The sequence below is a fragment of the Roseobacter sinensis genome (assembly GCF_025755255.1).
In the GTDB taxonomy this organism is placed as follows: domain Bacteria; phylum Pseudomonadota; class Alphaproteobacteria; order Rhodobacterales; family Rhodobacteraceae; genus Roseobacter; species Roseobacter sinensis.
On the sequence record NZ_JALIEB010000018.1, the window covers coordinates 42,414 to 63,616 of the forward strand.

20 protein-coding genes are annotated in these 21,203 nt (G+C 64.9%); 7 read left to right on the forward strand and 13 right to left on the reverse strand.

Features of this window, described 5'->3' with window-relative positions; genetic code table 11:
- The first annotated feature begins 248 nt into the window (after nucleotides 1-248).
- Nucleotides 249-794 (forward strand): hypothetical protein, encoded by a 546-nt coding sequence (locus MUB52_RS19810; protein WP_263845883.1) that lies wholly within the window; start codon nucleotides 249-251, stop codon nucleotides 792-794.
- Between the two features lie 18 nt (nucleotides 795-812).
- Here MUB52_RS19810 and MUB52_RS19815 read toward each other — a convergent pair whose 3' ends face one another.
- The 4 genes from MUB52_RS19815 to MUB52_RS19830 form a co-directional block, all read right to left on the reverse strand.
- Nucleotides 813-1,229: an NUDIX hydrolase gene (locus tag MUB52_RS19815; protein ID WP_263845884.1), complete on the reverse strand. Its 417-nt coding sequence runs from the start codon at nucleotides 1,227-1,229 to the stop codon at nucleotides 813-815.
- Between the two features lie 88 nt (nucleotides 1,230-1,317).
- Nucleotides 1,318-2,772 (reverse strand): alpha/beta hydrolase, encoded by a 1,455-nt coding sequence (locus MUB52_RS19820; protein ID WP_263845885.1) that lies wholly within the window; start codon nucleotides 2,770-2,772, stop codon nucleotides 1,318-1,320.
- A 142-nt stretch (nucleotides 2,773-2,914) separates the two neighbouring features.
- Nucleotides 2,915-3,355 (reverse strand): cupin domain-containing protein, encoded by a 441-nt coding sequence (locus MUB52_RS19825; RefSeq protein WP_263845886.1) that lies wholly within the window; start codon nucleotides 3,353-3,355, stop codon nucleotides 2,915-2,917.
- A gap of 82 nt (nucleotides 3,356-3,437) precedes the next feature.
- Nucleotides 3,438-4,916 (reverse strand): flavin-containing monooxygenase, encoded by a 1,479-nt coding sequence (locus tag MUB52_RS19830; RefSeq protein ID WP_263845887.1) that lies wholly within the window; start codon nucleotides 4,914-4,916, stop codon nucleotides 3,438-3,440.
- A 211-nt stretch (nucleotides 4,917-5,127) separates the two neighbouring features.
- On the opposite strand from MUB52_RS19830, the gene MUB52_RS19835 reads away from it, so the two are divergent.
- Nucleotides 5,128-6,105 (forward strand): AraC family transcriptional regulator, encoded by a 978-nt coding sequence (locus MUB52_RS19835; RefSeq protein ID WP_263845888.1) that lies wholly within the window; start codon nucleotides 5,128-5,130, stop codon nucleotides 6,103-6,105.
- Nucleotides 6,106-6,111: 6 nt separating this feature from the next.
- Here the strand turns inward: MUB52_RS19835 and MUB52_RS19840 are convergent, their stop codons facing one another.
- The 9 genes from MUB52_RS19840 to MUB52_RS19880 all read right to left on the reverse strand — a co-directional run bounded on the left by MUB52_RS19840 (nucleotide 6,112) and on the right by MUB52_RS19880 (nucleotide 15,594).
- Complete coding sequence (locus MUB52_RS19840) at nucleotides 6,112-6,567, reverse strand: CoxG family protein (RefSeq protein ID WP_263845889.1); 456 nt, start codon at nucleotides 6,565-6,567, stop codon at nucleotides 6,112-6,114.
- Between the two features lie 50 nt (nucleotides 6,568-6,617).
- Nucleotides 6,618-7,400 carry an XdhC family protein gene (locus tag MUB52_RS19845; RefSeq protein WP_263845890.1) on the reverse strand — a complete coding sequence of 261 codons (783 nt, stop codon included), beginning with the start codon at nucleotides 7,398-7,400 and terminating at the stop codon, nucleotides 6,618-6,620.
- Entirely contained in the window at nucleotides 7,397-8,578 is a 1,182-nt protein-coding gene (locus tag MUB52_RS19850; RefSeq protein WP_263845891.1) for a vWA domain-containing protein, read from the reverse strand. The genes MUB52_RS19845 and MUB52_RS19850 overlap by 4 nt, the downstream gene beginning before the upstream one ends.
- Nucleotides 8,575-9,450: an AAA family ATPase gene (locus MUB52_RS19855; RefSeq protein ID WP_263845892.1), complete on the reverse strand. Its 876-nt coding sequence runs from the start codon at nucleotides 9,448-9,450 to the stop codon at nucleotides 8,575-8,577. Before MUB52_RS19855 ends, MUB52_RS19850 begins: the two co-directional genes overlap by 4 nt.
- A 42-nt stretch (nucleotides 9,451-9,492) precedes the next feature.
- Nucleotides 9,493-11,922, reverse strand: a complete 2,430-nt coding sequence (locus MUB52_RS19860) for an aerobic carbon-monoxide dehydrogenase large subunit (protein ID WP_263845893.1) — start codon at nucleotides 11,920-11,922, stop codon at nucleotides 9,493-9,495.
- On the reverse strand, nucleotides 11,919-12,452 hold the full coding sequence (locus MUB52_RS19865; protein WP_263845894.1) for a (2Fe-2S)-binding protein: 534 nt from the start codon (nucleotides 12,450-12,452) through the stop codon (nucleotides 11,919-11,921). Before MUB52_RS19865 ends, MUB52_RS19860 begins: the two co-directional genes overlap by 4 nt.
- A 74-nt stretch (nucleotides 12,453-12,526) precedes the next feature.
- Nucleotides 12,527-13,381: an FAD binding domain-containing protein gene (locus tag MUB52_RS19870; protein ID WP_263845895.1), complete on the reverse strand. Its 855-nt coding sequence runs from the start codon at nucleotides 13,379-13,381 to the stop codon at nucleotides 12,527-12,529.
- A gap of 110 nt (nucleotides 13,382-13,491) precedes the next feature.
- Entirely contained in the window at nucleotides 13,492-14,622 is a 1,131-nt protein-coding gene (locus tag MUB52_RS19875) for an MHYT domain-containing protein (protein WP_263845896.1), read from the reverse strand.
- Between the two features lie 78 nt (nucleotides 14,623-14,700).
- Complete coding sequence (locus MUB52_RS19880; RefSeq protein ID WP_263845897.1) at nucleotides 14,701-15,594, reverse strand: LysR family transcriptional regulator; 894 nt, start codon at nucleotides 15,592-15,594, stop codon at nucleotides 14,701-14,703.
- 136 nt (nucleotides 15,595-15,730) lie between these two features.
- Here MUB52_RS19880 and MUB52_RS19885 point away from each other — a divergent pair, with 136 nt between their 5' ends.
- From MUB52_RS19885 to MUB52_RS19905, 5 genes are all read left to right on the forward strand, one after another.
- Nucleotides 15,731-16,804, forward strand: a complete 1,074-nt coding sequence (locus MUB52_RS19885; RefSeq protein WP_404818254.1) for a D-cysteate sulfo-lyase — start codon at nucleotides 15,731-15,733, stop codon at nucleotides 16,802-16,804.
- Nucleotides 16,805-16,838: 34 nt separating this feature from the next.
- Complete coding sequence (locus MUB52_RS19890) at nucleotides 16,839-17,798, forward strand: ABC transporter substrate-binding protein (RefSeq protein ID WP_263845898.1); 960 nt, start codon at nucleotides 16,839-16,841, stop codon at nucleotides 17,796-17,798.
- A gap of 72 nt (nucleotides 17,799-17,870) precedes the next feature.
- Nucleotides 17,871-18,929 (forward strand): quaternary amine ABC transporter ATP-binding protein, encoded by a 1,059-nt coding sequence (locus MUB52_RS19895; RefSeq protein WP_263845908.1) that lies wholly within the window; start codon nucleotides 17,871-17,873, stop codon nucleotides 18,927-18,929.
- Nucleotides 18,926-20,467, forward strand: a complete 1,542-nt coding sequence (locus MUB52_RS19900) for an ABC transporter permease subunit (RefSeq protein ID WP_263845899.1) — start codon at nucleotides 18,926-18,928, stop codon at nucleotides 20,465-20,467. The genes MUB52_RS19895 and MUB52_RS19900 overlap by 4 nt, the downstream gene beginning before the upstream one ends.
- Nucleotides 20,464-21,192: an alpha/beta fold hydrolase gene (locus MUB52_RS19905; protein ID WP_263845900.1), complete on the forward strand. Its 729-nt coding sequence runs from the start codon at nucleotides 20,464-20,466 to the stop codon at nucleotides 21,190-21,192. Before MUB52_RS19900 ends, MUB52_RS19905 begins: the two co-directional genes overlap by 4 nt.
- The last annotated feature ends 11 nt before the right edge of the window (nucleotides 21,193-21,203 follow it).

Below are 21,203 nucleotides of genomic sequence, written 5' to 3' on the forward strand. Positions count from 1 at the left end.
GGTTCCGCGTTGCGACCGACATCCGAGCATATGCCACCGGCCGGTTCGTGCCGGGCGCTTGGCTTGGGCCGGTGCCGCGCTGGTTTTGCGGGGCTTGATCTGCTAAGGTCTGAACATTCAAAACGCGATCTGGGTGCTGCGCGCATTCGGAGTTGGGTCTGCTTATTCTTCGCGGACCTTGTCTCTCGACAACCGATCCATTGCAGCCCTCCGCGGTCGCCAAGTCATTTTTCCAAAGGAGTTTTTCCATGAAGCCCATTCTGTCTGCAACAGCTCTTCTTCTTGTATTGACGGCCTGCGCGCCATTGTCCTCGCCCGGCGCCACGACCGAGCGTGCGCTTGCGCGCACCTCGGCGCAGGTCGCGGCCACGGCGACCGATGCAGGTATCGCCACCGATCAGACCGCAACAGTGAGCGCGAGTCGCGCGGACGGCGGTGCGGCGGTGTTCGTGCCCGAGGCCGTGGGCGGCGGTGGGTTCGTCGGTTGGCTCGATCTGCCGCCGGCCCATGCCTGCCGCGGCACTCTGCCGCCGGCAAACTATGCCGTTTCGGCCGAAATCGGCGCCCGAAGCGCTGCGCTCTCGCTGCGCCAGATCGATGGGCCTTCGGGTCTTGCGCCTGTCACTGTGCCTGTCCGCCGGATCAGCAGTGACGCGCCGGTGACGCCGATGGCACGGGTGGCGCTCGGCCCCGACAGCTTTCTGTTGGGCCGGTGGTTCACCTGTTCGGACGGTGTCGGTCATTGCGGCTATGCGCTGACGCTTGATGCGTCGACACCCGGCTGCGGCGGCTGATCAGCGGGAAGGCCGGCCTCACGCCTCCAAGGCGCAGCGGAGGACGTCGTCCACATGCCGGCTGCAGGCGAGCTGCCCGGCCAGTACCGAGGTGACCGGATGCCACTGCGCCGCATCCGCGTCGTCCCGTGCCTGAGCCTCGCCGCGATCATAGGCGCAGAGTACCGCGGCAAGCAGGAAGTGGAACTGCAGCACGCCGTCATGGTCGTGCCGGATCACGTCGATGTTGGTCAGGTAGCGCAGCGGCTGCGCGGTGACGCCGGTTTCCTCCAGAAGCTCGCGCGACGCTGCCGCCAGCGCGGTCTCTCCCGGTTCGACATGGCCGCCCGGAAAACCCCAGAGTCCGGCATCCGGCGGGTTGCGGCGCTGCACGAGAAGCACATGCTCCTCGCGGAGCAGGACGGCGAGGGCGGCAAGTTTGGGCGCAATGGTCATGACGTAGCCTTCTCAGCGGTGCTGGGCCAAAGAGCATCCGATCAGTTCCCCGCATGCAACCTGTTTCTGGCGCGCGCTTGGCGGTATGTCAGGGCACTCCGGCCGAAAAAAGCGGCGTCGAGGCGGCAATCGACCACGCGAGGATGATCCCGGATGCGATGGTAGAGCCGAGCGTCCCGGTCTGCCTCTCGATCCAGCGCGCCATGGTTCCATAGACGGCGATGAACAGAACGAACACAGGCAGCACTGTGAAAAGCAGGCCGATGTCGGCCACGTTCAGCACCATCGCCGCGAGCAGCGTGGCCAGAAAGGGAAGGCGCAGCAGCGTCCGCATCACGCTGTGCCGGCCCTGGACCATGGCCCGGTCGGCGGCGGCGAAGAGCAGCATTGCCGGCAGAAGCGCCAGCATCAGCGCACCGCGTGGACCGCTGGGCCAGAAGGCAGCGGCATAGCGGTCCATGGCCAGACCGAAGACCCCCAGGCCCCAGACAACCAGGACCAGGCCGCCAAGAAGGGCCGGGCCGGACAGGGGGGGCGGACGCCAGCGAAGCGCGGCCAGCGCAACCGCCCCCCAGACGGCAAAGACGGCAAAAAGCGCTGCAAAGCCGCTCAGCCCAAGCATCGGCAAATCGATGAAGGAGGCGAGAGCGGCAAAGGGGGCGGGCAGGGTGGCGGCGAGAATGGCCCGTCGGCGGGTCGGTGGCTCTGGTGCTTGAGGCGCTTTCGGCAGGCTCCGCGCAAGCGGCCAAGTCAGCGCAAAGAGCGCCGCGAGCAGTGCGGCGATCCAGGGGCCGGTAAAGACCGGGCCGCCGGCCCCACCGATCCATCGGGCGGCCTCCTCCATCGTCGTTTTCGACCAAAGAACGCCGACATGGCCCACGACCGGGGCCACGGCGGCGCGCCGTTCGACCGCACCGCGCTGCTGCGTCTGGTTTTCCTCTGCCGCGCCCACCTGCCCCACGACGTCCAGCGCCACCGACCGCAGGCGGTTCTCCTGCGCGCCAGAGATGATCAGCAGCCGCTCGGGCTGCGTGGGCGTGACCGCTTCGGAGTACATCGAGATGGCAACAACGCTGTCCACATCCTGAAGCCGAGCCGCGGCACGGACCACAACGTCGGTCGCCATCGAGTGACCCAGCAGGGCGACCCGGTTCAGCCCCGTCACTGCGCGGGCTTCAGCTACCACATCGAGGGTCTGGAGGACGAGGTCCTCGGTCGTCCCGGTGAGCGAGGTGATGTCCGGCGACAGGAGGCCCGTGTGCCGACCATGCCCGAAAAAGTCGAAGGCCACCACGTTGTGCCCGGACTTCGCCAGCGTGATCGACAGCGCCTCCATCATCTGTCGCGAGCCGGCGAAGCCATGGGCAACGACCACCAGCAGATCGTCGCTCTGCTCGGATTGATAGAGCGTTGCCGGCGTCTCCCCGAGCAGATGCGGGGTGATGTCGAGCCCGGTCCGCGCATGCTCCAGCCGCATGAGCGACAGCACCGCAAGGCTGACGGCGACAAGGGCGACGAGAACGCGAAGGCGGGAGGCGGACATATCGCCTTATATGGGGCGGTGATCGAGCCCGGCGAGCCGGGCGGCGGCGACCTGCCTTGCGCCCATCGGCGCTGCGCCGTGTCAGAGGCGATCGCGACGGACTGCGGCCCCGCAGCAGATTGCAGGGCCGCCTGGCCTCGCGTCAGTCGTTGGCCTCGGGCGGCAGAAAATCGACGTCATGCTCGGCCGAGATCTTCACGACGGCCTCCACATCGGTCATCTCGTGCAGCTCGTCGAAGAGCTCCTTCAGCTTGCCGGCCGGCGACACCCAGAACAGGGCTCGGGCCGGTTTGTCGGACTTGTTGAAATACCCATGCGGCACACCTTTCGGCATCCGCACCAGATCGCCCGCCTTTGCCTTCGACCAGACACCGTCGAGCTTGAGATCGAGCTCGCCCTCCTGCACCAGGATGAATTCATCCTGTGTGGGGTGAATATGCACAGGCACGTGCTGCCCCGGTTCGGAGTTCGTCTCGAAAGCGAAGGTGCTCTCGCACCACGCCTTGATGTAATAGATCTGCCCGAGGATGTTGAGCTCGGTGCCTTCGCCGTTGCGGGTGATCCCGCCGTCAAGTTCTGGCATTTTTGGTGTCCTTCCCTTCGTGTGGTTGCGCTGGCTGCGCCTGATATCATCTCATGTCCGTCGATGGGCGCGCGGGGCCCCGTTACTCTGCCCGATACTGGGGACATGAGGCGAGGAACGCGCCGTAGGCCCGGTAGTCGGGATAGCTGAATTGTTCGGCAAGCGGGTTGGACCGCTTGCGTTTGCGGGCGCCCATGTCGGCGAGCAGCTCATCGAAATGCTTGAAATGGAAAGGGGCCGAGCACAGCCCGCCGTAGACCTGCGCGGCCGGGCGTTCCCTGCGCCGCCAATCCAGCATCATCTCGATGTTCGCCTCCATCTCGGCCGCGCTTGGCTGCCGGGCCAGCTGGCCGTCAGCATAGCGGACCAGCCAGTTTGCGATCATCTCGGCAGAGAGCACCGTGCAAAAGGAGGAGTTGAACCCGACAAACCCCATATCGGGCAGATCCGGGTTCACTGCCAGCCGGTAGGTCCGGTACTGGCCGTCAGGTTCGATCAGCTTGTCCTGGAACTCTTGCGGCAGGTAGGGCACGCCCAGCTTCCAGCCGACGGCGAGGATGGCCACATCCACCTCCAGCCGCGCGCCACCGGTCAGGTGGACGGTCATTCCGTCATAGTGCGCGAAGGTGCCCTGATGGTTCCTGATCGTGCCAGCCTTAAGAGCCTCGAAGAGCCCCGGTGTGACGATGGGAACGGAGCAGGAGACTTCCTTCTCGATTGGGACCTTGGGCACCAGCCCGAACTTCTTCAGACCGAGCTGGGCCTTCAGAAGCGCTTCAAGACCGCGGAAGTTGACCCAGACCAGAGGTTTCAAGAGCGCTGCAATCGCGCGCTGGAGCGCGGTCTTGCCCCAGGCGTTGAACTGCTGCTCCTGGGCGCGCATGTAGAGCAGCCGCTTGAAGTTGATGCCCGCGACGAAATAGGGCACCCGCCAGACCGGCTCCAGATAGACCCAGTCGACCGAGGCTGCGCCGCCGCTGGCCGCGTTCACCGCGATGTCGGTCGCCGATTTCGACCCGCCGAGCACAACGACGCGTTTGCCCTCGATCATCGCGGGGTCGGTGTACTCCGACGAATGCAGGACCCGCCCGCCCGCGGCCTCGAAGCTCTCCTGCCCGGGGTGCGTGATGACGTTCTTGTCTGAAAACTGCCCGGTGGCAACGACAACGAAATCGAACGCCTCGGTCCACTCCCGGCCTTCAGCCTCAAGCGTGAGGGTCCAACCCGGCCTGCGCGGCTGCATCGATTTAACGGTGGTGTTGAGCCGGAAGAGCTGGTGCAGCCCGTGTTTCTCCGCGTAGGACGCAAGATAGGCGTGGACCTGCGGTCCTTTCGGCCATTCGGGGTAGTCATCCGGCATCGGATGGTCGGTGAAGCAGTAAAGGTCCTTGGGCGATTGTGTCTGCACGTCGGGGTAAGAGCGGCTCGGCTCCCAGACACCGCCGAAATCATGGGTGCGCTCGAACCCCGTGACGTGATGCCCGCGTTCGCTGAAGGCCTTGGCCGCGGCGAGGCCCGAGACCCCGCCGCCGATGATTGCGACGGTCTTCCGTTTGACCATCGGGGTCTAAGCCCCGGTCCGAGGCAGCAAGAAGGGCAAAGCCCGGCCCGCGCCGACCGCTCTCAAATTCCTGTTCAAGATCGCCATGGCGCACCCCCCGATTGCATCGCTGCGCTCGACCATGCCGCAGGGTGCCGTTGCGCTCAATCCGGATTGCGAGTCGAAAACATCGCGCTTGAACCACCGTGCGGGTTGACTAAGCTTGGCCTCCATGGGAGCGAACGACGCTTTTTTGCAGTCCTACCGGGTTCTGCGAACACAGGATCTGGACGAGGCCCGCCATGCGGTGGCAGCGCGCTATTGCGATCACAGGCTCGATCTGCAGCGCGGGCGGCAGCTGGATGTCCGTTACAATCATGCGCGCGGAGAACATATCTCGCTCAACCTTCTGGGCTATGGCGGCGATGTGGAGATCGACCCGGGCGCGTTGCAGAGCTTCTACCTTGTGCAGCTGCCGCTGGCGGGTTTTGCGCGGGTTGTCCACCGCTCCGAAGAGATCGACGCCTCCCCCCTGTGCGGCACGATCCTGAACCCGGACCGGCCCACGCAGATGGCATGGGGCGCAGATTGCACCAAGCTGATGCTGCAGATCGACAGCGCGTTTCTGCGCTCGGTGGCGCGGGACAGCCTTGGGGTTCCGCTGCCGGGGCCTGTGCGCTTTGCACCTCGGATCGACATGGCGCGGCCCGGTGGCCGGTTGCTGAAACGCCATGCGATGGCTGTTGCGGCAGCGATCGAGGCCGGGACGCTGTCCCTCTGCCGCAAGAATCTTCAACTGCTCGCCACCGAACGGGAGCTCGTCCAGACCCTTCTGGAGCATCAGCCAAGCAATATCTCGCATTTCCTGGCGGCCTTTCCCCGGTCGGTCGCGCGCCATCAGGTGCGCCGGGCGCAGGCGTTCATCCATGCTCATTTCGCAGAGGACATCCGGCTCGAAGACATCGCGCGTGCGGCGGGGCTGCATCCGCGCAGCTTGCAAATCGGGTTTCGCGACGCGATTGGCGTCTCTCCCACCACCTATCTTCGAAATCTGCGGCTCGATACGGCCCTGTTTCACCTGTCGCGCCGCGCAAACCGGCCGCGGGTGACGGAGGTCGCCCATGACTGCGGCTTCGGCCATTTGGGTCGTTTTGCCCGGGACTTCCGGGCCCGCTTCGGGCAGTCTCCGCGCGACTGGCGCGACAGTTGATGTGTGTCAGGCCGCGACGTCTGCGTCGACGGCCTCCGCAAAGGACTTGAAGAACTTGGCCGCAAGCTTCTTCGCCGTGCTTTGAATGAGCCGGCTGCCCAGCTGTGCCAGTTTTCCGCCGATCACGGCCTTCGCCTCATAGCGCAGCTGCGTCGTCGTCTCATCGAGCGCGGTCAGCGTGACATCCGCCCCGCCCCTGGCGTGGCCCGCCGCGCCGCCATTGCCCTGACCGGTCAGGGAAAACGCATCGGGCGCCCCGGTCTTGTCGAGCACCACGTTGCCGCTGAAGCGGGCCTTGACCGGCCCGACCTTGAGCACGACCTTGGCTTCCAGTTCGGTGTCGGAGTGCTGGATGAGCTCCTCGCACCCCGGAATGCAGCGTTGCAAAACCTCCGGATCGTTCAGCGCGGCATAGACCTGATCCTTGGGGGCCTGGATGATGATGTCGTCGGTGAGTTCCATGGGGTGTCCTTTCAGAAACAGGCGGATTTGGGTATGCGCAAGCCGGGGCGTCAGCCATCCTGCGCGCTCACGTGGTGCCGCCGCAGCTGCACGAGTTCTGCGAGGATCGAGAGCGCGATTTCCTCCGGGGTCACGGCGCCCAGATCGAGCCCGGCCGGGGCCTTGACCGCATCGATGGCTGTGCGCTCTACCCCGGTCTCCTCCAACCGCCGCGCAAGCGTGGCGAACTTTCGTGCGCTGCCGACGAAGGCCACATGCTCGAAAGCTTCGGCCAGCACGCAGCGCAGCGCATCGAGGTCGCCTTGCCCCTGGGTCGCAACGACCGCGACACGCCGGTGGCCCGGGCTCTGAGCATCCGGCACCGTCGCCGTGACCGACCAGTGGAACTGCGGCGCAAGCGCGCTGAGCGCCTGGGCAACGGGCGAGGTGCCGAGCACCACAAGCGCGGGCATCGGCAGGCAGGGTTCGATGAAGATGTCAACCGTCCCGCGCGAAGGGCAACCGTTCCGGGCGAAGCGCATCCCGTCGATCTCGTCGCCCGCGGCGACGCCCTTCTCGGCCAGCAGCTCCTCCGGCGCAACGGAGACGAGCTGCGGCGTGCCATCCTGCAGGGCTTGCAGGGCCGCCCGTTTCACCGCCCCGCGCGTGCAGCCGCCGCCGAGCCAGCCATGCAAGATCGTGCCGTCCGCGCTGAGCAGCGCCTTGGCCCCCGGTTTGGCGGCCGTCGCACCAGCGGTGCGCACAATCGTGGCGAAAGCAAAGGGTTCCTCGCGGGCGCGCATCGCGCGGGCGGCCTCTGCCAGGTCGGTATCCAGTATCTCTGCCGGGCTCATAGCGTCACCAGATCGCGTTCAAGCGCTGCAAGCTCGTCGAGCGTATTGGCGGCCTTGAACAGATCCACATGCGGCAAGGCCGCAGCCATGCCCTCGGCCACCGGGGCGTAGTCGCGCCATCCTTTCAGCGGGTTCAACCAGATGATCGTGCAACCGCGTTTGCGCAGCTTGGCGAGGGCGGCGGCGAGCGTTTCGGGCGGGCTGGTGTCGTAGCCGTCCGAGAGGATCAGCACCACGCTGCGCCCATCAACGAACCGCCGGGCATAGGTGTCGGCGAACCGGGCCAGCGACGGCCCGATCCGCGAGCCGCCGCCAAAGCCGTCCGCCATCAGCGACATGCGGCCAATCGCACGCAGGGCGTCCTTGTCGCGCAGCGCCTCGGTGATCCGGACCAGCCGCGTGTGGAAGAGATAGGCATCGGCCGCGCTGTCAGCGCGCATCAGCCCGGCAAGAAAGGCGAGGAAAACCTGCGCGTAGACGCTCATCGAGCCGGAGACATCGCACAGTGCCACGATCTTGCGCGCGCGATCCGGGCGGCGCTTGCGCAACAGGCGGATCGGCTCTCCGCCGGTGGCAAGGCTGTGGCGGATGGTCTTGCGAAAGTGCAACCGGTCACCTTTGCGCGCGGCGATACGGCGCCGCGACCGCCGATCGCGCAGGGCGGCGCCCAGACGGCGGGCAATGTCTTCGGTCGCGGAGATCTCATCCGGACGGACCAGATCGCGCAGATCCCGGCGCGAGAGCGTGCGCCGCTCGGTGGCGATCAGCTTGCCGGTGCCATCGCTGTCGCTGGCCCCACCGGTGTCATCGGGCGCGGTGGCCGACCCGGTTGTGTCCTCCGCCACGCCGGAGCCGTCCCGCGAGGAGCGGACGCCGTCCTGCCGGCTCTCGGTGCGGTTTGGCACGATCTTCTGTTTCACCCGGCCCGCATCCAGCCAGAAGCTGTCGAAGAGCGTGTCGAAGCGCTCCGCCTCCTCCTTGCAGCCGGTGCAGACCGCACGCAGGGCGCGGCGGCAGTCTTCGGGCTGTGCCGCGGTGACCTCGGCCAGGGCGGCGAGGGCTGTCTCCGTTTCGGCCACACCAAGCCGCAGGCCATTTTCCCGCAGGTGCGCCATGAAGCCTGCAACCCGCGCCGCCGGTCCGGGATCGCGCGCGGCGAAGCGGGTGACCCGGCTCATGCGGCCCGCCCGGCGATGCGGCTCGCCACCTCGGGGGTGATCTGTGCCTGATCGCTCTGTGTCTTGAGCAGGGTGGTCAGCGTGGTGTGCAGAATCGCCGGGTCAGAAGTCAGATCTGCAATGCCCAGCCCCATGAGTGCCGCCGCGAAGTCGAGCGTCTCGGCAATGCCGGGCGTCTTTTCCAGCGGCTCTTCGCGGAGTTTCTGCACAAAACCCACGATCTGGGCGGCGAGCCGCGCCTCGACCTCCGGGCAGCGCGCCTTGAGGATCGCAAGCTCGGTCGCGCGGTCGGGGTAATTCACCCAAGTGTAGAGGCAGCGCCGCCGCAGCGCATCCGACAGATCGCGGGTGCCGTTCGACGTCAGGATGACAATGGGCCTGCTGGTGGCTGCGATTGTGCCCAGTTCGGGCACCGAGACCTGATAGTCGGATAGGATTTCGAGCAGGTAGGCCTCGAATTCCTCGTCGGCGCGGTCGATCTCGTCGATCAGGAGGACCGGCGGCACCTCCTGCGAGATCGCAGCGAGCAAAGGGCGCTCGAGCAGGAAGTCCCGCGAGAAGATGCGTGCTTCGACCGATGCACCTGTCTCGCCGTCCTCGGCAGCCGCTCGGATGCTGAGAAGTTGGCGCTGGTAGTTCCACTCATAGATCGACTGCGCCGCGTCGAGCCCCTCGTAGCACTGCAAGCGGATCAGCCGAGTGTCCTTCACCGCCGCCAACGTTCGTGCGATGTCGGTCTTGCCGACGCCTGCAGCCCCTTCCAGCAGCAGCGGGCGTCCGAGCGACAAGGCGAGATGCAGGGCCACGGCCAGATCGTCGGAGGCGATGTAGCCCTGCGTTCCGAGGGCGGCTTTGAGGTCGGTCCAGCTCATGACGGTCTCCGCAGGGCAGGCGAGGCCCGCCCCGCCATGGCGCTACGCATGCAGGCCCAGCTCATGCGCCGTTCTCCAGATCCGCCAGTGATCGTGCGGCATATTGGTGTGGCGCAGGCCGAAGGCGCGGAAGGCGTCGTGCACGGCGTTCGAAAAGGCCGGCACACCGCCCACATGGGGGCTTTCGCCCACACCCTTCGCGCCGATCGGATGATGCGGGCTGGGCGTGACGGTGTAATCGGTCTCGTAGTTCGGCACTTCCCATGCGGTGGGCAGGAAGAAGTCCATCAGCGTGCCCGTTTTCACGTTGCCCATATCGTCGTAGGCGATCTCCTGACCCATCGCCACGGCAAGCGCTTCGGTAAGGCCGCCGTGCACCTGGCCTTCGATGATCATCGGGTTGATCCGCGTGCCGCAATCGTCGAGCGCGTAGAAGCGGCGAATATCGGTGACGCCGGTATCCACGTCGATGTCCATGACGCAGACATAAGCGCCGAACGGGTAGGTCATATTGGGCGGATCGTAGTAGCTGACCGCTTCGAGGCCAGGTTCGATACCTGGAATGGCCTGGTTGTAGGCGGCGAAGGCGATCTCCTTCATGGTCTTGAACCGCTCGGGCGCGCCTTTCACCACGAAGCGGTCCACGTCGAATTCCACGTCGTTGTCGTGGACTTCGAGCAGGTAGGCCGCAATCATCTGCGCCTTGGCGCGAATCTTGCGGCCCGCCATGGCCGTGGCGGCACCCGCCACCGGCGTGGAGCGCGACCCGTAAGTCCCGAGCCCGTACGGCGCCGTATCCGTATCGCCCTCCTCGATGGTGATGCTGTCGGCGGGCAGGCCGATTTCCGAGGCGAGGATCTGTGCGAAGGTCGTCGCATGCCCCTGACCCTGGCTGATCGTGCCAAGCCGCGCGATCGCCGACCCCGTGGGATGGATCCGAATTTCGCAGCTGTCGAACATGCCGAGGCCCAGGATGTCGCAGTTCTTGACCGGCCCGGCGCCGACGATTTCGGTGAAGAAGCTGAGACCGATGCCCATCAGCGAGCGTGTCTTGCCGGCCTTGAAATCTGCGATCCGCTGCGCCTGTTCGGCGCGCAGACCCTCGTAATCGACCGCCTTCAGCGCCTTCTCCCAGGCGGTGTGATAGTCGCCGCTGTCGTATTCCCAGCCCAAAGCGGCCGTGTAGGGGAACTGCTCCTTGCGAATGAAATTGACCCGCCGCAACTCGGCCGCATCCATGTTGAGCTCGATGGCCAGCACCTCGATCATCCGCTCGATGAAATAGACCGCCTCGGTCACCCGGAAGGAACAGCGATAGCTGACGCCGCCCGGCGCCTTGTTGGTGTAGACCCCGTCTACTGCCAGATAGGCGGTGGGGATGTCATAGGACCCGGTGCAGATGTTCATGAAGCCCGCCGGGAACTTCGTGGGATCGGCGCAGGCATCGAACCCGCCGTGATCGGCCGTCACGTGGCAGTGCAGCCCGGTGATCTTGCCCTCCTTGGTGGCCGAGATCTTACCGGTCATCCAGTAGTCCCGCGCAAAGGCAGTGGTCATCAGGTTGTCCATCCGATCCTCGATCCACTTCACCGGTTTGCCCGTCACGATCGAGGCCACGACCGAGCAGACGTACCCCGGATAGGCGCCCACCTTGTTGCCGAAGCCGCCGCCGATGTCGGGCGAGATCACGCGGATGTTGTGCTCCTCGATCCCGGAGATCAGGCTGACGACCGTGCGGATCGCATGCGGGGCCTGGAACGTGCCCCAGAGCGTCAGCTTGCCGTTGACCTTGTCCATCGAGGCCACACAGCCGCAGGTCTCCAGCGGACAGGGGTGTGTGCGGTGGTAGTACATGCTCTCCTCGGCCACGACCTCGGCATTGGCGATCACCTCCTCGGTCGGATCCTTGTCGCCCGCCTCCCAGGTGAAAATGTGATTGGCATGCTTGCGCGGACCATGCGCCCCATCCGGCAAAGACCCGTCTTCGGCCACCAGATCTTCGCGCAAAACCACGTCGGATTTCAGCGCCTCGAACGGGTCGACGATCACGGGCAGCTCCTCATAATCCACCTCGACCAGTTCGATGCCGTCAGCTGCGGCATAGCGGTCTTCGGCGACCACGAAGGCCACTTCCTGACCTTGGAACAGGACTTTGCCATCGGCCAGCACCATCTGCTTGTCACCGGCGAGCGTCGGCATCCAGTGCAGGCCCAGAGGCTCGAGATCTTTCGCCGTCAGCACGGCAAGTACGCCCGGGACCTCCAGAGCGGCACTGGCGTCGATGCTCTTGATCCGGGCGTGGGCATAGGGTGAGCGCACGAAATCGCCGAAGATCATGCCATCGAGCTTGATGTCATCGACATAGTTGCCCTTGCCCTGGGTGAAGCGCGCATCCTCGACCCGCTTGCGCGAGCAGCCAAGGCCCTTGAGGTTCGCGACCCGATCTTCGCGGTTCTCTACGTCGTCCTTCATTCTGCGGCCTCCACTTCTTTTTTGGATCCTGCCGCTTCGCGACCTGAGGACCCTGCTGCATTCATCTCGGACGCGGCGGCCTTGATGGATTTCACGATGTTCTGATAGCCGGTGCAGCGGCAGAGGTTGCCCGCCATCCCAAACCGGATCTCTTCTTCCGTAGGGTCCGGGTTTTCTTCGAGCAGCTTCATCGCCCGCGTGATCATGCCGGGCGTGCAATAGCCGCATTGCAGCCCATGGTGTTCCTTGAAGGCCGTTTGCAGCGGATGCAGCGTGTCCGGTCCGCCTATGCCCTCGATGGTGGTCACGTCGGCACCGTCGGCCTGGGCCACGAACATCGTGCAGGCCTTTACCGATTTGCCGTTCAACGTGACCGTGCAGGCCCCGCAATGCGAGGTTTCGCAGCCGATATGCGGGCCGGTGATATTGAGCCGCTCACGCAGTGTGTAGATGAGAAGCTCGCGCGGCTCAGCCAGGAATTCCTCCGGCTTGCCGTTCACGGTCAGCTTGATGTGCATTTTCTTCGACATGTGGATTTCCTTCATTGCCCTTGCGCTCGGCGGTTCGACTGTCCTTGCCGCCGTGCCGCCAGCGGGGCTTTGGATTATGCGCGCGCCCAGGCGCGTTCGATGGCGCGGTTCAGGATGACGCCGGCAACATGGATCTTGAATGCGACCGGCCCACGGTTGTCTTCGGTGGGATCGATGTCGCCCAGCATCGCGGCGACGGCCGCGGCGCGCGCTGCATCGTCGAGGGATGTCCCGATGAGCGCCGCGCCCGCTGCGTCTGAGTAGACGGGCGTGTCGCTGAGGTTGGTCATCGCAATGCTCGCAGCGGTACAGGTGCCGCCGTCCTTCACGATCTGTACAGCCGCCGCAGCGGTCGCATAATCGCCGATCTTGCGTTTCTGTTTTTCGTAAGCGTACCCGCCGCGGGGCACGGGGATGGTGACCGCGGTGAGCACTTCATCGTCCTCGCGCGCCGTCATATATGCGGCTTCGTAAAAGTCGCGCGCAGGCACGTCCCGTGTGCCCTCTGGCCCGACCAAGGTGAAGACGGCATCGAGACACTGCATGAGCCCGGGCATGTCGTTGCCGGGATCGCCATTGGCGACATTGCCGCCCACGGTGCCCATGTAGCGCACCTGAGGATCGGCGATCTGAAGCGCTGCCTCGCGCAGGATCGGCGCGCGTTCCGCAAGCTTCGCATCGCCGATGATGTCATGCTGCGTCACCATCGCGCCGAGGCGAATGGTGTTGTCGCTGTGGGAAATGCCGGTCAACCCCGCGACGTCCTGAAGATCGATAAGATGTGGCACGTCGGCCATGCGCAGCTTCATCATGGGGATCAGGCTGTGACCACCCGCCATTACCCGCGCCTCGTCGCCATGTTCGGTCAGAAGTGACAGCACCCCGTCCAAATCCTTGGGGCGATGATACTCGAATGCCGCTGGAATCATCGGCTCTCCTCCCTTCAAGCAAATGTTCTGGCTGACATCAGGAGGACACAGGCGCCCGGGGCCGGCGCCAGGAAATCAATGAAGCACGGCTCTTTTGCACGAAATGCGCCCTAGCTTGCACGAATTGCGCCCACCTGCGCGCCAAGCGCATCCTGGATTGTCTTCAGCTTCGAGCGACTCACCGGTGCCGGTGGCAGATCCTCGCCCTGGAAGATGCAGCGTCCCTTGTCCTTGCTGCGCTCGAAGCGGGCGACATGGTTGGGGTTCACCAGGTAGCTGCGATGGGTTTGCAGGAAGCCCACGGGCCGCAGACGCTTGGACGCCTCTGTCACCGGCCAGACGCAAAAGAGCTTCTCCTGTCGGGTGTAGACCTGCGTGTAATGGCCGTCCGCCCGCACGAACAGGACGTCCCGCGGGGCGACAAAGATGCGGTTGCCTTCGCGCTCGCAAGGGATCTGTGGCCCTGATCCGCTTTCGGGCCGCGCGGCTTGCGCCGCCGCTGGTTCACCTTGCGCAGGGTCTTTCGGTGCGGCGACCAGATAGGTGACGCTGACCCAGAGGCAGGCACCGAAGATCACGAAGCTGAAGAAGATCACGCCAAGGGCGAGGGTTTCGTTGCTCATTGCCGGCCCGAACTCCGACACGCCGGGCAGGGCGACAAAGCGCGTGCCGGCCATCGCCAGAAAGTGCACCGAGCAGACCGCGACCGCGAAGCAGAGAGTGCCGAGCAGGATGTTGCGGTTGGTCCGCCGCCCGTACGCCACGCCGATTGCAAGGATGCAGAGCCCGATCGCCACAACGGACGAGCCGATCACGCCGAGCGGGGTATAGACCGCCCGGCAGAGTTCCAGCCCCGCCATGCCGATGTAGTGCATGACCAGAACGCCGACCCCCATCACGGCGCCGGCCAGTATCAGGATCGAGCGCCGGCGCTCGGCGAAATGCAGCAGGATCAGGGCCGCGCCGACGATCAGGATCGCGGTGAGCGCCGAAATCAGCGTGATCGCCGCATCGTAATAAAAGAGGATCGGCATCTGCAGCCCAAGCATGGCCACGAAGTGCATCGCCCAGATGCCACCGCCCAGGGCGACGGAGGCCAGCGCAATCGACAGCTTTTTCTGGAACACCGGTTTTGTCGACAGATCTCGCGTCAGCGACAGCCCGGTGAACCCCGCAGCAAGCGCGACAATGCAGGACATGACGACCAGGAATGCGCTATGCGTAAAGGGCAGGTGATCCATGACGACAGGATGCCCAAGGAACAGGCGCTTTGCAAATGAGCAAACCGTGTCCACCCTCTTTGCTCAGCTCCGAGTGTCCTATGGTGGGGTGTTGGTCCAGAGGTCGATCAGCGCTTCGGCCATTCCGACTTTCCGGTCGGCATAGATGGCGACCTGAAGCGCTTCTCTGCCATAGCGGTTGGCCAGCGAAATCAGCGCGCCGCTTTCAATCTCCCCATGCGCCATGCCGAAGGGAAGCCAGCCGACCCCGAGACCCTTGAGCACCAGCTCGCGCGTCCCGCTGGAGAAGGCCGAGACGCTGAACGGCGCAGTGCTGTAGCCGGGTGTTCCGAAGGCGCGCTCCTTCTTTCGAAGGACCTCGCCGAAATAGCTGGTGTCCGGGTAGACGATCGCCGGTGTCTCCGGGGGCACCTCGCCGTTGTCCCGGACCGTGTAGCGCAGCGCCCCTCCGATCACGGGGATCAGATAGTCGTTTCCCCACAGTCCGCGGCGCACCTCGGGGCCGAATTGGAGCGGCCGCACGCTCTCGGCCTCGTAGCAGAGCAACATGCTCGTATCGCCGCGCAGGAACATCGACACACAGTCGCTGAGGTTGCCCGCGCGCAACCGGAACTGCACGCCGGGAAAGCCGTGTTTGGCCCGCAATGCCATATCAGGGAAGGTCGAGCAGGTCGGGGCATGCTGTGCGGCGATGGCGACGGTGGTTTGGGTGGCGTCGAACTGGGCGAGCTTTGTGCGCAACTCCCGCAGCCGTGCCGTCAAGGCGCGGATTTCCGGCTCGTTCGAGCGCAGCGCGGCGCTGATCTCCACCCGATTGGCCTGCCGGTCGAGGACTTTCAGGCCAAGCCAATCCTCGAAGCCTCGGATGCGCCTTGAAAACGCGGGCTGCGTGATGTTCCGGCGCGCCGCCGCCCTCGACATATTGCCTTCCTCGAGCAGCACGAGCACGTCATCCAGCCATTCAAGTTGCATCTCTATCCCTTCTGCTCAAATCAATAGTATGAGCAGCCGTACAAAATTGCACTGTTTTTTTGGATGACCCCATAGGATGCTTTGGCTCGGTGAGAGAGAAGCGAGGTGGCACATCGTGAGCGCAACCGACGAAGCAATGCGGCGAGACATGGCGGGTTCGTCCGATCTGACTGCGAGCCGGTGCAAGGATCTCGCGGTGCGGCTGGCGCAGTTTCCCAGGGTCGCGCTGGGTCACCTGCCGACTCCGCTGGAGCCGATGGATCGCCTCAGCGAGGTTCTGGGCGGCCCGCGCCTTTGGGTCAAGCGCGACGATTGCACGGGGCTGTCAAGCGGTGGGAACAAGACGCGGAAGCTCGAGTTCCTGATGGCCGATGCGCAGCGGCAGGGGGCCGACACCATCATCACCCAAGGTGCGACTCAATCGAACCATGCGCGGCAGACGTCCGCGGCGGCCGCGAAGCTGGGGATGGCCTGTCACATCCTTCTGGAGGACCGAACCGGCTCGAACGATGCGAACTACATCATGAACGGCAACGTTCTGCTCGACCGTCTGCACGGGGCGACGGTGTCGAAGCGCAGCGGTGGCGCGGATATGAACGCCGAGATGGAACAGCTTGCCGACCGGCTGCGGCAGCAGGGCCGTGTGCCTTACATCATCCCGGGCGGAGGATCCAACCCGATCGGTGCGCTGGGCTACGTGAATTGCGCACGCGAGTTGGCCGAACAAGCGAATGCGTTGGGCTTGCGGATCGACGCGCTGATTCATGCGACCGGCAGTTCCGGCACTCAGGCCGGGTTGGTCACCGGCTTGGCGGCCATCCAGAGCGACATCCACCTGCTGGGCATCGGCGTGCGCGCGCCGCAGGACAAGCAGGAGGCGATGGTGTACGATCTGGCGCAGCGCACCGCAGCGCATCTGGGCACGCCGGAGGAGATCGCGCGCCGCGACGTGCGGGCGGATTGCAGCTATGTTGGGCCGGGGTACGGTGTGCCGACGCCGGGCATGGTCGCCGCGCTTAAGCTCTTGGCACAGAGCGAGGGGCTGCTGTTCGATCCGGTCTACTCCGGCAAGGGCCTCGATGGGCTGATCGACCTGATCCGCAAAGGTTATTTCGACGGCATGAGCAATGTCGTCTTTTTGCATACGGGCGGCAGCGCCGCCCTGTTCGGCTATCCTGACAGCTTCGACCTGCCAGGCTATGCCCCATAAACAAAAAAAAGAACCAACAAGGAGACCTGACAAAATGACACTCAAGACCAATCTGATGGCGGCGGCCCTGCTCAGCGTGATCGGCGTCCCGGCCCTCGCCGAAGAGGTGAAGATCGGCGTACCTTCCTGGACCGGGGCGCAGGCCATCGCGCATGTGCTGGGCGAGGTGGTGACCTCGCGCATCGGCGGCACCGTCGAATATGTGCCGGGCAACAATGCCACGATTTTCCAGGCCATGGATCAGGGTGAGGGCGATATCGACGTGCACCCCGATGTCTGGCTGCCCAATCAGGAGAGCTTCACCAAGCAGTATGTGGATGGGGCCGGTACGGTGACGCTGTCGTCGAACCCCTATCAGGGCAATCAGGGTTTCTGCGTCTCGAAGGATTTTGCCGCAGCCAACAGCATCACGGATATTGCCGATCTGGGCCGCCCGGATGTGGCTGCTCTGATGGACAGTGACGGCAATGGCCTCGGCGAGATGTGGATCGGCGCGCCGGGCTGGGCCTCGGCCAATGTGAACGAGGTCAAGGTGCGTGACTACGGCCTTCTCGACTTCATCGAGCCCATCCGCGCGGAAGAGGCGGTGAAGACCGCGCGCATCAAGGACAGTATCGCCAAGGGCGAAGGCTATGCCTTTTACTGCTACGAGCCGCACGCGGTGTGGTACATGTTCGACGTGACGATGCTGACCGAACCGGCCTTCGATCCGGCCAAATACGTGATGATCCAGCCGTCCGACGATGCGGATTGGTACGAGAAATCGAAGGTGGCCACGAAGGACGATCTCAAGCAGGTGCAGATCGCCTGGTCCAACTCCCTCGTCGACCGCTCGCCCGCGATTGCGGAGTTCTTCGCGAATTTCGCGGTGACCGCGGATGACGTGAGCAGCCTGGCCTATGAGATCAGCGCCCAGGGCCGCGATCCCGCCGAGGTCGCAAAGGAATGGGTCGAGGCCAATTCCGACCGCGTCGATGCGATGCTCGGCCTCTGATTGGCGACAGCTCATGACAGGCGTTGGCACGGGGTACCCCGTGCCAACGCATCGAGGGGTGGCAAGACCATGATGGAACACGCAGACCGCGTTATTGAGATCTCCAACGTCTGGAAAATCTTCGGCGCCAAGCCGGAGCAGGCGTTGCAGGCCATCCGCGAGCGCGGCCTCTCCAAGGCGGAGGTTCTCGCCGAGTTCAACGCGGTTGTCGGGGTGGCGGATGTCAGCCTGTCGGTGAACCGCGGCGAGATCTTCTGCGTCATGGGGCTCTCGGGCAGCGGCAAATCCACCCTGGTGCGCCACTTCAACCGGCTTCTGGAGCCGACCGCCGGGAAGATCGAGATCGAGGGCACCGATGTGATGGCCCTTGGCCCGCAGGAGCTTCAGCGCTTCCGCAACCGCAAGATCGGCATGGTGTTCCAGAACTTCGCGCTGATGCCGCACCGCTCGGTGCTGGACAATGTGGCGATGCCGCTGGAGATCCGGCAGGTCGCCAAGAACGAGCGTATGCGGCAGGCGGCGGCGATCCTCGAGATCGTGGAGCTCGGGGCCTGGGGGGCGAAGTTCGCCCATGAGCTCTCGGGCGGGATGCAGCAGCGGGTTGGCCTTGCCCGGGCCCTCGCCGCCAACCCCGATGTGCTCTTGATGGACGAGCCCTTCTCCGCGCTCGATCCGCTGATCCGGCGGCAGCTGCAGGATGAGTTCATCCGACTGTCGAAGATCCTGAAGAAGACCACCATCTTCATCACCCACGATCTGGACGAGGCCGTGCGCATTGGCGACCGCATCGCGATCATGCGCGATGGCAAGATGGTCCAGACAGGCACGGCGGAGGATATCGTGATGCATCCTGCCGATGACTATGTCGCCGATTTCGTCGCGGGCATTTCGCGCCTGAAGGTCGTGCATGCCCATGCGGTGATGCAACCCGTCGAGGCCTACCGCGCAACGAATGGCCCCGTGCCGGCCGATGCACCGCAGGTGAGCGGTCAGGAGACGCTCAGCAACCTGATCACCCTCGCCATAGACGACGCCAACCCCATCGTGGTGCAGGAGGCGGGCCAGGATGTGGGCATCATCACCCGGTCGGACCTGTTGCGCACGGTGATCGAAGGCACGGAGGTCTCATGAAGGATGACACTGTAAATCCGCTGGACGATCCGAACAGCGATGCCGCCATCGCCTACACTGCAGAGCGGCACGAGAACATCCGCACCTTTGTGCGCACCAGCCCGGACTACTACATTCGCAATTTCGACAAGATCGGCGCGTCGGCGCGCTTCACGCCGACCTTCAACCTCATGGCGGGGATCTTCGGGCCCGTCTGGTTCGGCGCGCGCGGCCTCTGGTCCTGGGCGCTGCCGTTTCTGATCATCGAGGCGCTGGCGCTCGTACAGATTGCGCGCGGGCTCTTTGGCGATCTGGCCGCGGATGCCATGGCGCGCATAGAATCGATCGAAGGCACGCTGGAGCTGCGCCGCCAGCAACTTGCGGCCGCGATCGAGAGCGGCTCGGACCGGGTCGATGCTTTCCGACGAACCGTGGAGGGGCTGGAGGCGAATATCGGCGGCATCCGGGAGGAGGCGGCGGCGCTGGCGGCACAGGGGCCACAGATTGCGCTGACGGGTCTTGGCATTTTGCTGCTGGCCAAGGCCGCCCAGGCCACAGTTGCGAACTGGGCGCTGGAGGGGCGGTTTTCCGACTGGCTGTCGGATCGTTCGATCCGCTCGGGCATGGCGGTGGCGCAGATCGTGTTCAGCGCGGTCTTCATGGGGCTGATCGTGCTGGCGGCCATGCTGCACTACAGCTTCCCCGACCGCTTCGATCTTCTGAGCACCTTCCCCACCGACCCCGACATCCGGCTGACCAGCATCGACCGGGTCGAAAGCTTCTTTAACTGGGCCGTCCTGAATGGTGAGGCGCTCTTTGACGGGATCACGCTGGTGATCCGTCTGGTGCTGGACGCGCTCGAGATCGTCTTTGTCAGCACGCCCTGGATCGTGATCGCGGCGCTAATCATCCTGCTGACCTGGCTCACGGCTGGCGTGCGCATGGCGATCTACTCTGGTGCTTTTCTGGCCTACATGGGTCTGCTGGGCTTTTGGGAGAAGGCAATGACGACGCTCGCCCTGCTCGGCACCGCCGCCTGCCTGTCGATCCTGATCGGGATTCCGCTGGGTATGTTCGCGGCACGCCGCCCCCGGTTCTATGCCGCGATCCAGCCGATCATGGACTTCATGCAGACCATGCCCGCCTTCGTCTTCATGATCCCGGTGATCGCCTTCTTCGGCACCGGCAAGCCCGCGGCGGTTGTGACCACGATGATCTTCGGCGGCACACCGGTGGTGCGCCTGACCGTGCTGGGGCTGCGGGGCGTGCCCGAAAGCGTGCGCGAGGCGGCGATCTCCTTCGGTGCGAACAAGTGGTATCTGCTCACCCGGGTCGATCTGCCGCTGGCCAGCCCGTCGATCCGGGCCGGGATCAACCAGACGATCATGCTCTCGCTGGCGATGGTCGTCGTGGCCTCTCTGATCGGTGCCAAGGGTCTGGGCGAAGATGTGCTGGAAGCGCTGCAATACGCGAATGTGGGGCAAGGCATTCTCGCCGGCTTCGCGATCCTCTTCTGCGCGATGATCCTCGACCGGATCGTGCAGGGCCAGCGCAAGTGACGCCACTTGTCCTCGTTCATGGGTTCATCGGCGGCAGCGCGCAGTGGGAGGAACAGATCGACGCGCTGTCGGTCGACCGCGAGGTGATTGCACTCGATCTGCCGGGGTTCGGCAGGAATGCGCATCTGCCGGTGATCGACACCATCGGTGGCTTTGCCGACTGGGCGATGGCGGCGCTGGACGAGCGCGGGGTGCGTCGGTTCTGTCTGCTGGGCCATTCCATGGGTGGCATGATCGTGCAGGAGATGGCCCGCCGAGCCCCGGGCCGGATCGTACAGCTGATCCTCTATGCGACCGGCGCGCTTGGGATCCTGCCGGGCCGGTTCGAGACCATTGCCGAAAGCAAGGCGCGCGCGCGGGCGGAGGGCGCAGGGGTCACTGCGCGCCGGATCGCGGCAACCTGGTTTCGAGAGAGCGAGCAGGCGCCCAGGTATGAAGGCTGCGCCGCCATCGCCGAGCACGCTTCGCTCGGTGCGGTCCTGGCTGGTCTGGATGCGATGGAGGCGTGGTCGGGGGAAGCTGCGCTATCGCAGCTGGACATGCCGACGCTGATCATCTGGGGCGATGGCGACCGCACCTATCCCTGGGCGCAAACCGAGTTGCTTTGGAGAACCTTACCGGGTGCGAACCTTGCGGTCATTCCGGGCTGCGCACATGCCGTTCACCTGGAGAAACCGCATCTCTTCAATGCGGTGCTGCGAGACCATTTGACGAACGCCCCGTGACGGGCTCAGCC

Coding starts and splice junctions, on each gene's coding strand:
- MUB52_RS19845 (WP_263845890.1), bottom strand. CDS start 7,400: ATGAGCCCGGCAGAGATACTGGATACCGACCTGGCAGAGGCCGCCCGC.
- MUB52_RS19870 (WP_263845895.1), bottom strand. CDS start 13,381: ATGATTCCAGCGGCATTCGAGTATCATCGCCCCAAGGATTTGGACGGG.
- MUB52_RS19855 (WP_263845892.1), bottom strand. CDS start 9,450: ATGAGCTGGACCGACCTCAAAGCCGCCCTCGGAACGCAGGGCTACATC.
- MUB52_RS19835 (WP_263845888.1), top strand. CDS start 5,128: ATGGGAGCGAACGACGCTTTTTTGCAGTCCTACCGGGTTCTGCGAACA.
- MUB52_RS19860 (WP_263845893.1), bottom strand. CDS start 11,922: ATGAAGGACGACGTAGAGAACCGCGAAGATCGGGTCGCGAACCTCAAG.
- MUB52_RS19825 (WP_263845886.1), bottom strand. CDS start 3,355: ATGCCAGAACTTGACGGCGGGATCACCCGCAACGGCGAAGGCACCGAG.
- MUB52_RS19815 (WP_263845884.1), bottom strand. CDS start 1,229: ATGACCATTGCGCCCAAACTTGCCGCCCTCGCCGTCCTGCTCCGCGAG.
- MUB52_RS19830 (WP_263845887.1), bottom strand. CDS start 4,916: ATGGTCAAACGGAAGACCGTCGCAATCATCGGCGGCGGGGTCTCGGGC.
- MUB52_RS19900 (WP_263845899.1), top strand. CDS start 18,926: ATGAAGGATGACACTGTAAATCCGCTGGACGATCCGAACAGCGATGCC.
- MUB52_RS19850 (WP_263845891.1), bottom strand. CDS start 8,578: ATGAGCCGGGTCACCCGCTTCGCCGCGCGCGATCCCGGACCGGCGGCG.
- MUB52_RS19885 (WP_404818254.1), top strand. CDS start 15,731: ATGCGGCGAGACATGGCGGGTTCGTCCGATCTGACTGCGAGCCGGTGC.
- MUB52_RS19880 (WP_263845897.1), bottom strand. CDS start 15,594: ATGCAACTTGAATGGCTGGATGACGTGCTCGTGCTGCTCGAGGAAGGC.
- MUB52_RS19840 (WP_263845889.1), bottom strand. CDS start 6,567: ATGGAACTCACCGACGACATCATCATCCAGGCCCCCAAGGATCAGGTC.
- MUB52_RS19895 (WP_263845908.1), top strand. CDS start 17,871: ATGGAACACGCAGACCGCGTTATTGAGATCTCCAACGTCTGGAAAATC.
- MUB52_RS19875 (WP_263845896.1), bottom strand. CDS start 14,622: ATGGATCACCTGCCCTTTACGCATAGCGCATTCCTGGTCGTCATGTCC.
- MUB52_RS19820 (WP_263845885.1), bottom strand. CDS start 2,772: ATGTCCGCCTCCCGCCTTCGCGTTCTCGTCGCCCTTGTCGCCGTCAGC.
- MUB52_RS19810 (WP_263845883.1), top strand. CDS start 249: ATGAAGCCCATTCTGTCTGCAACAGCTCTTCTTCTTGTATTGACGGCC.
- MUB52_RS19865 (WP_263845894.1), bottom strand. CDS start 12,452: ATGTCGAAGAAAATGCACATCAAGCTGACCGTGAACGGCAAGCCGGAG.
- MUB52_RS19890 (WP_263845898.1), top strand. CDS start 16,839: ATGACACTCAAGACCAATCTGATGGCGGCGGCCCTGCTCAGCGTGATC.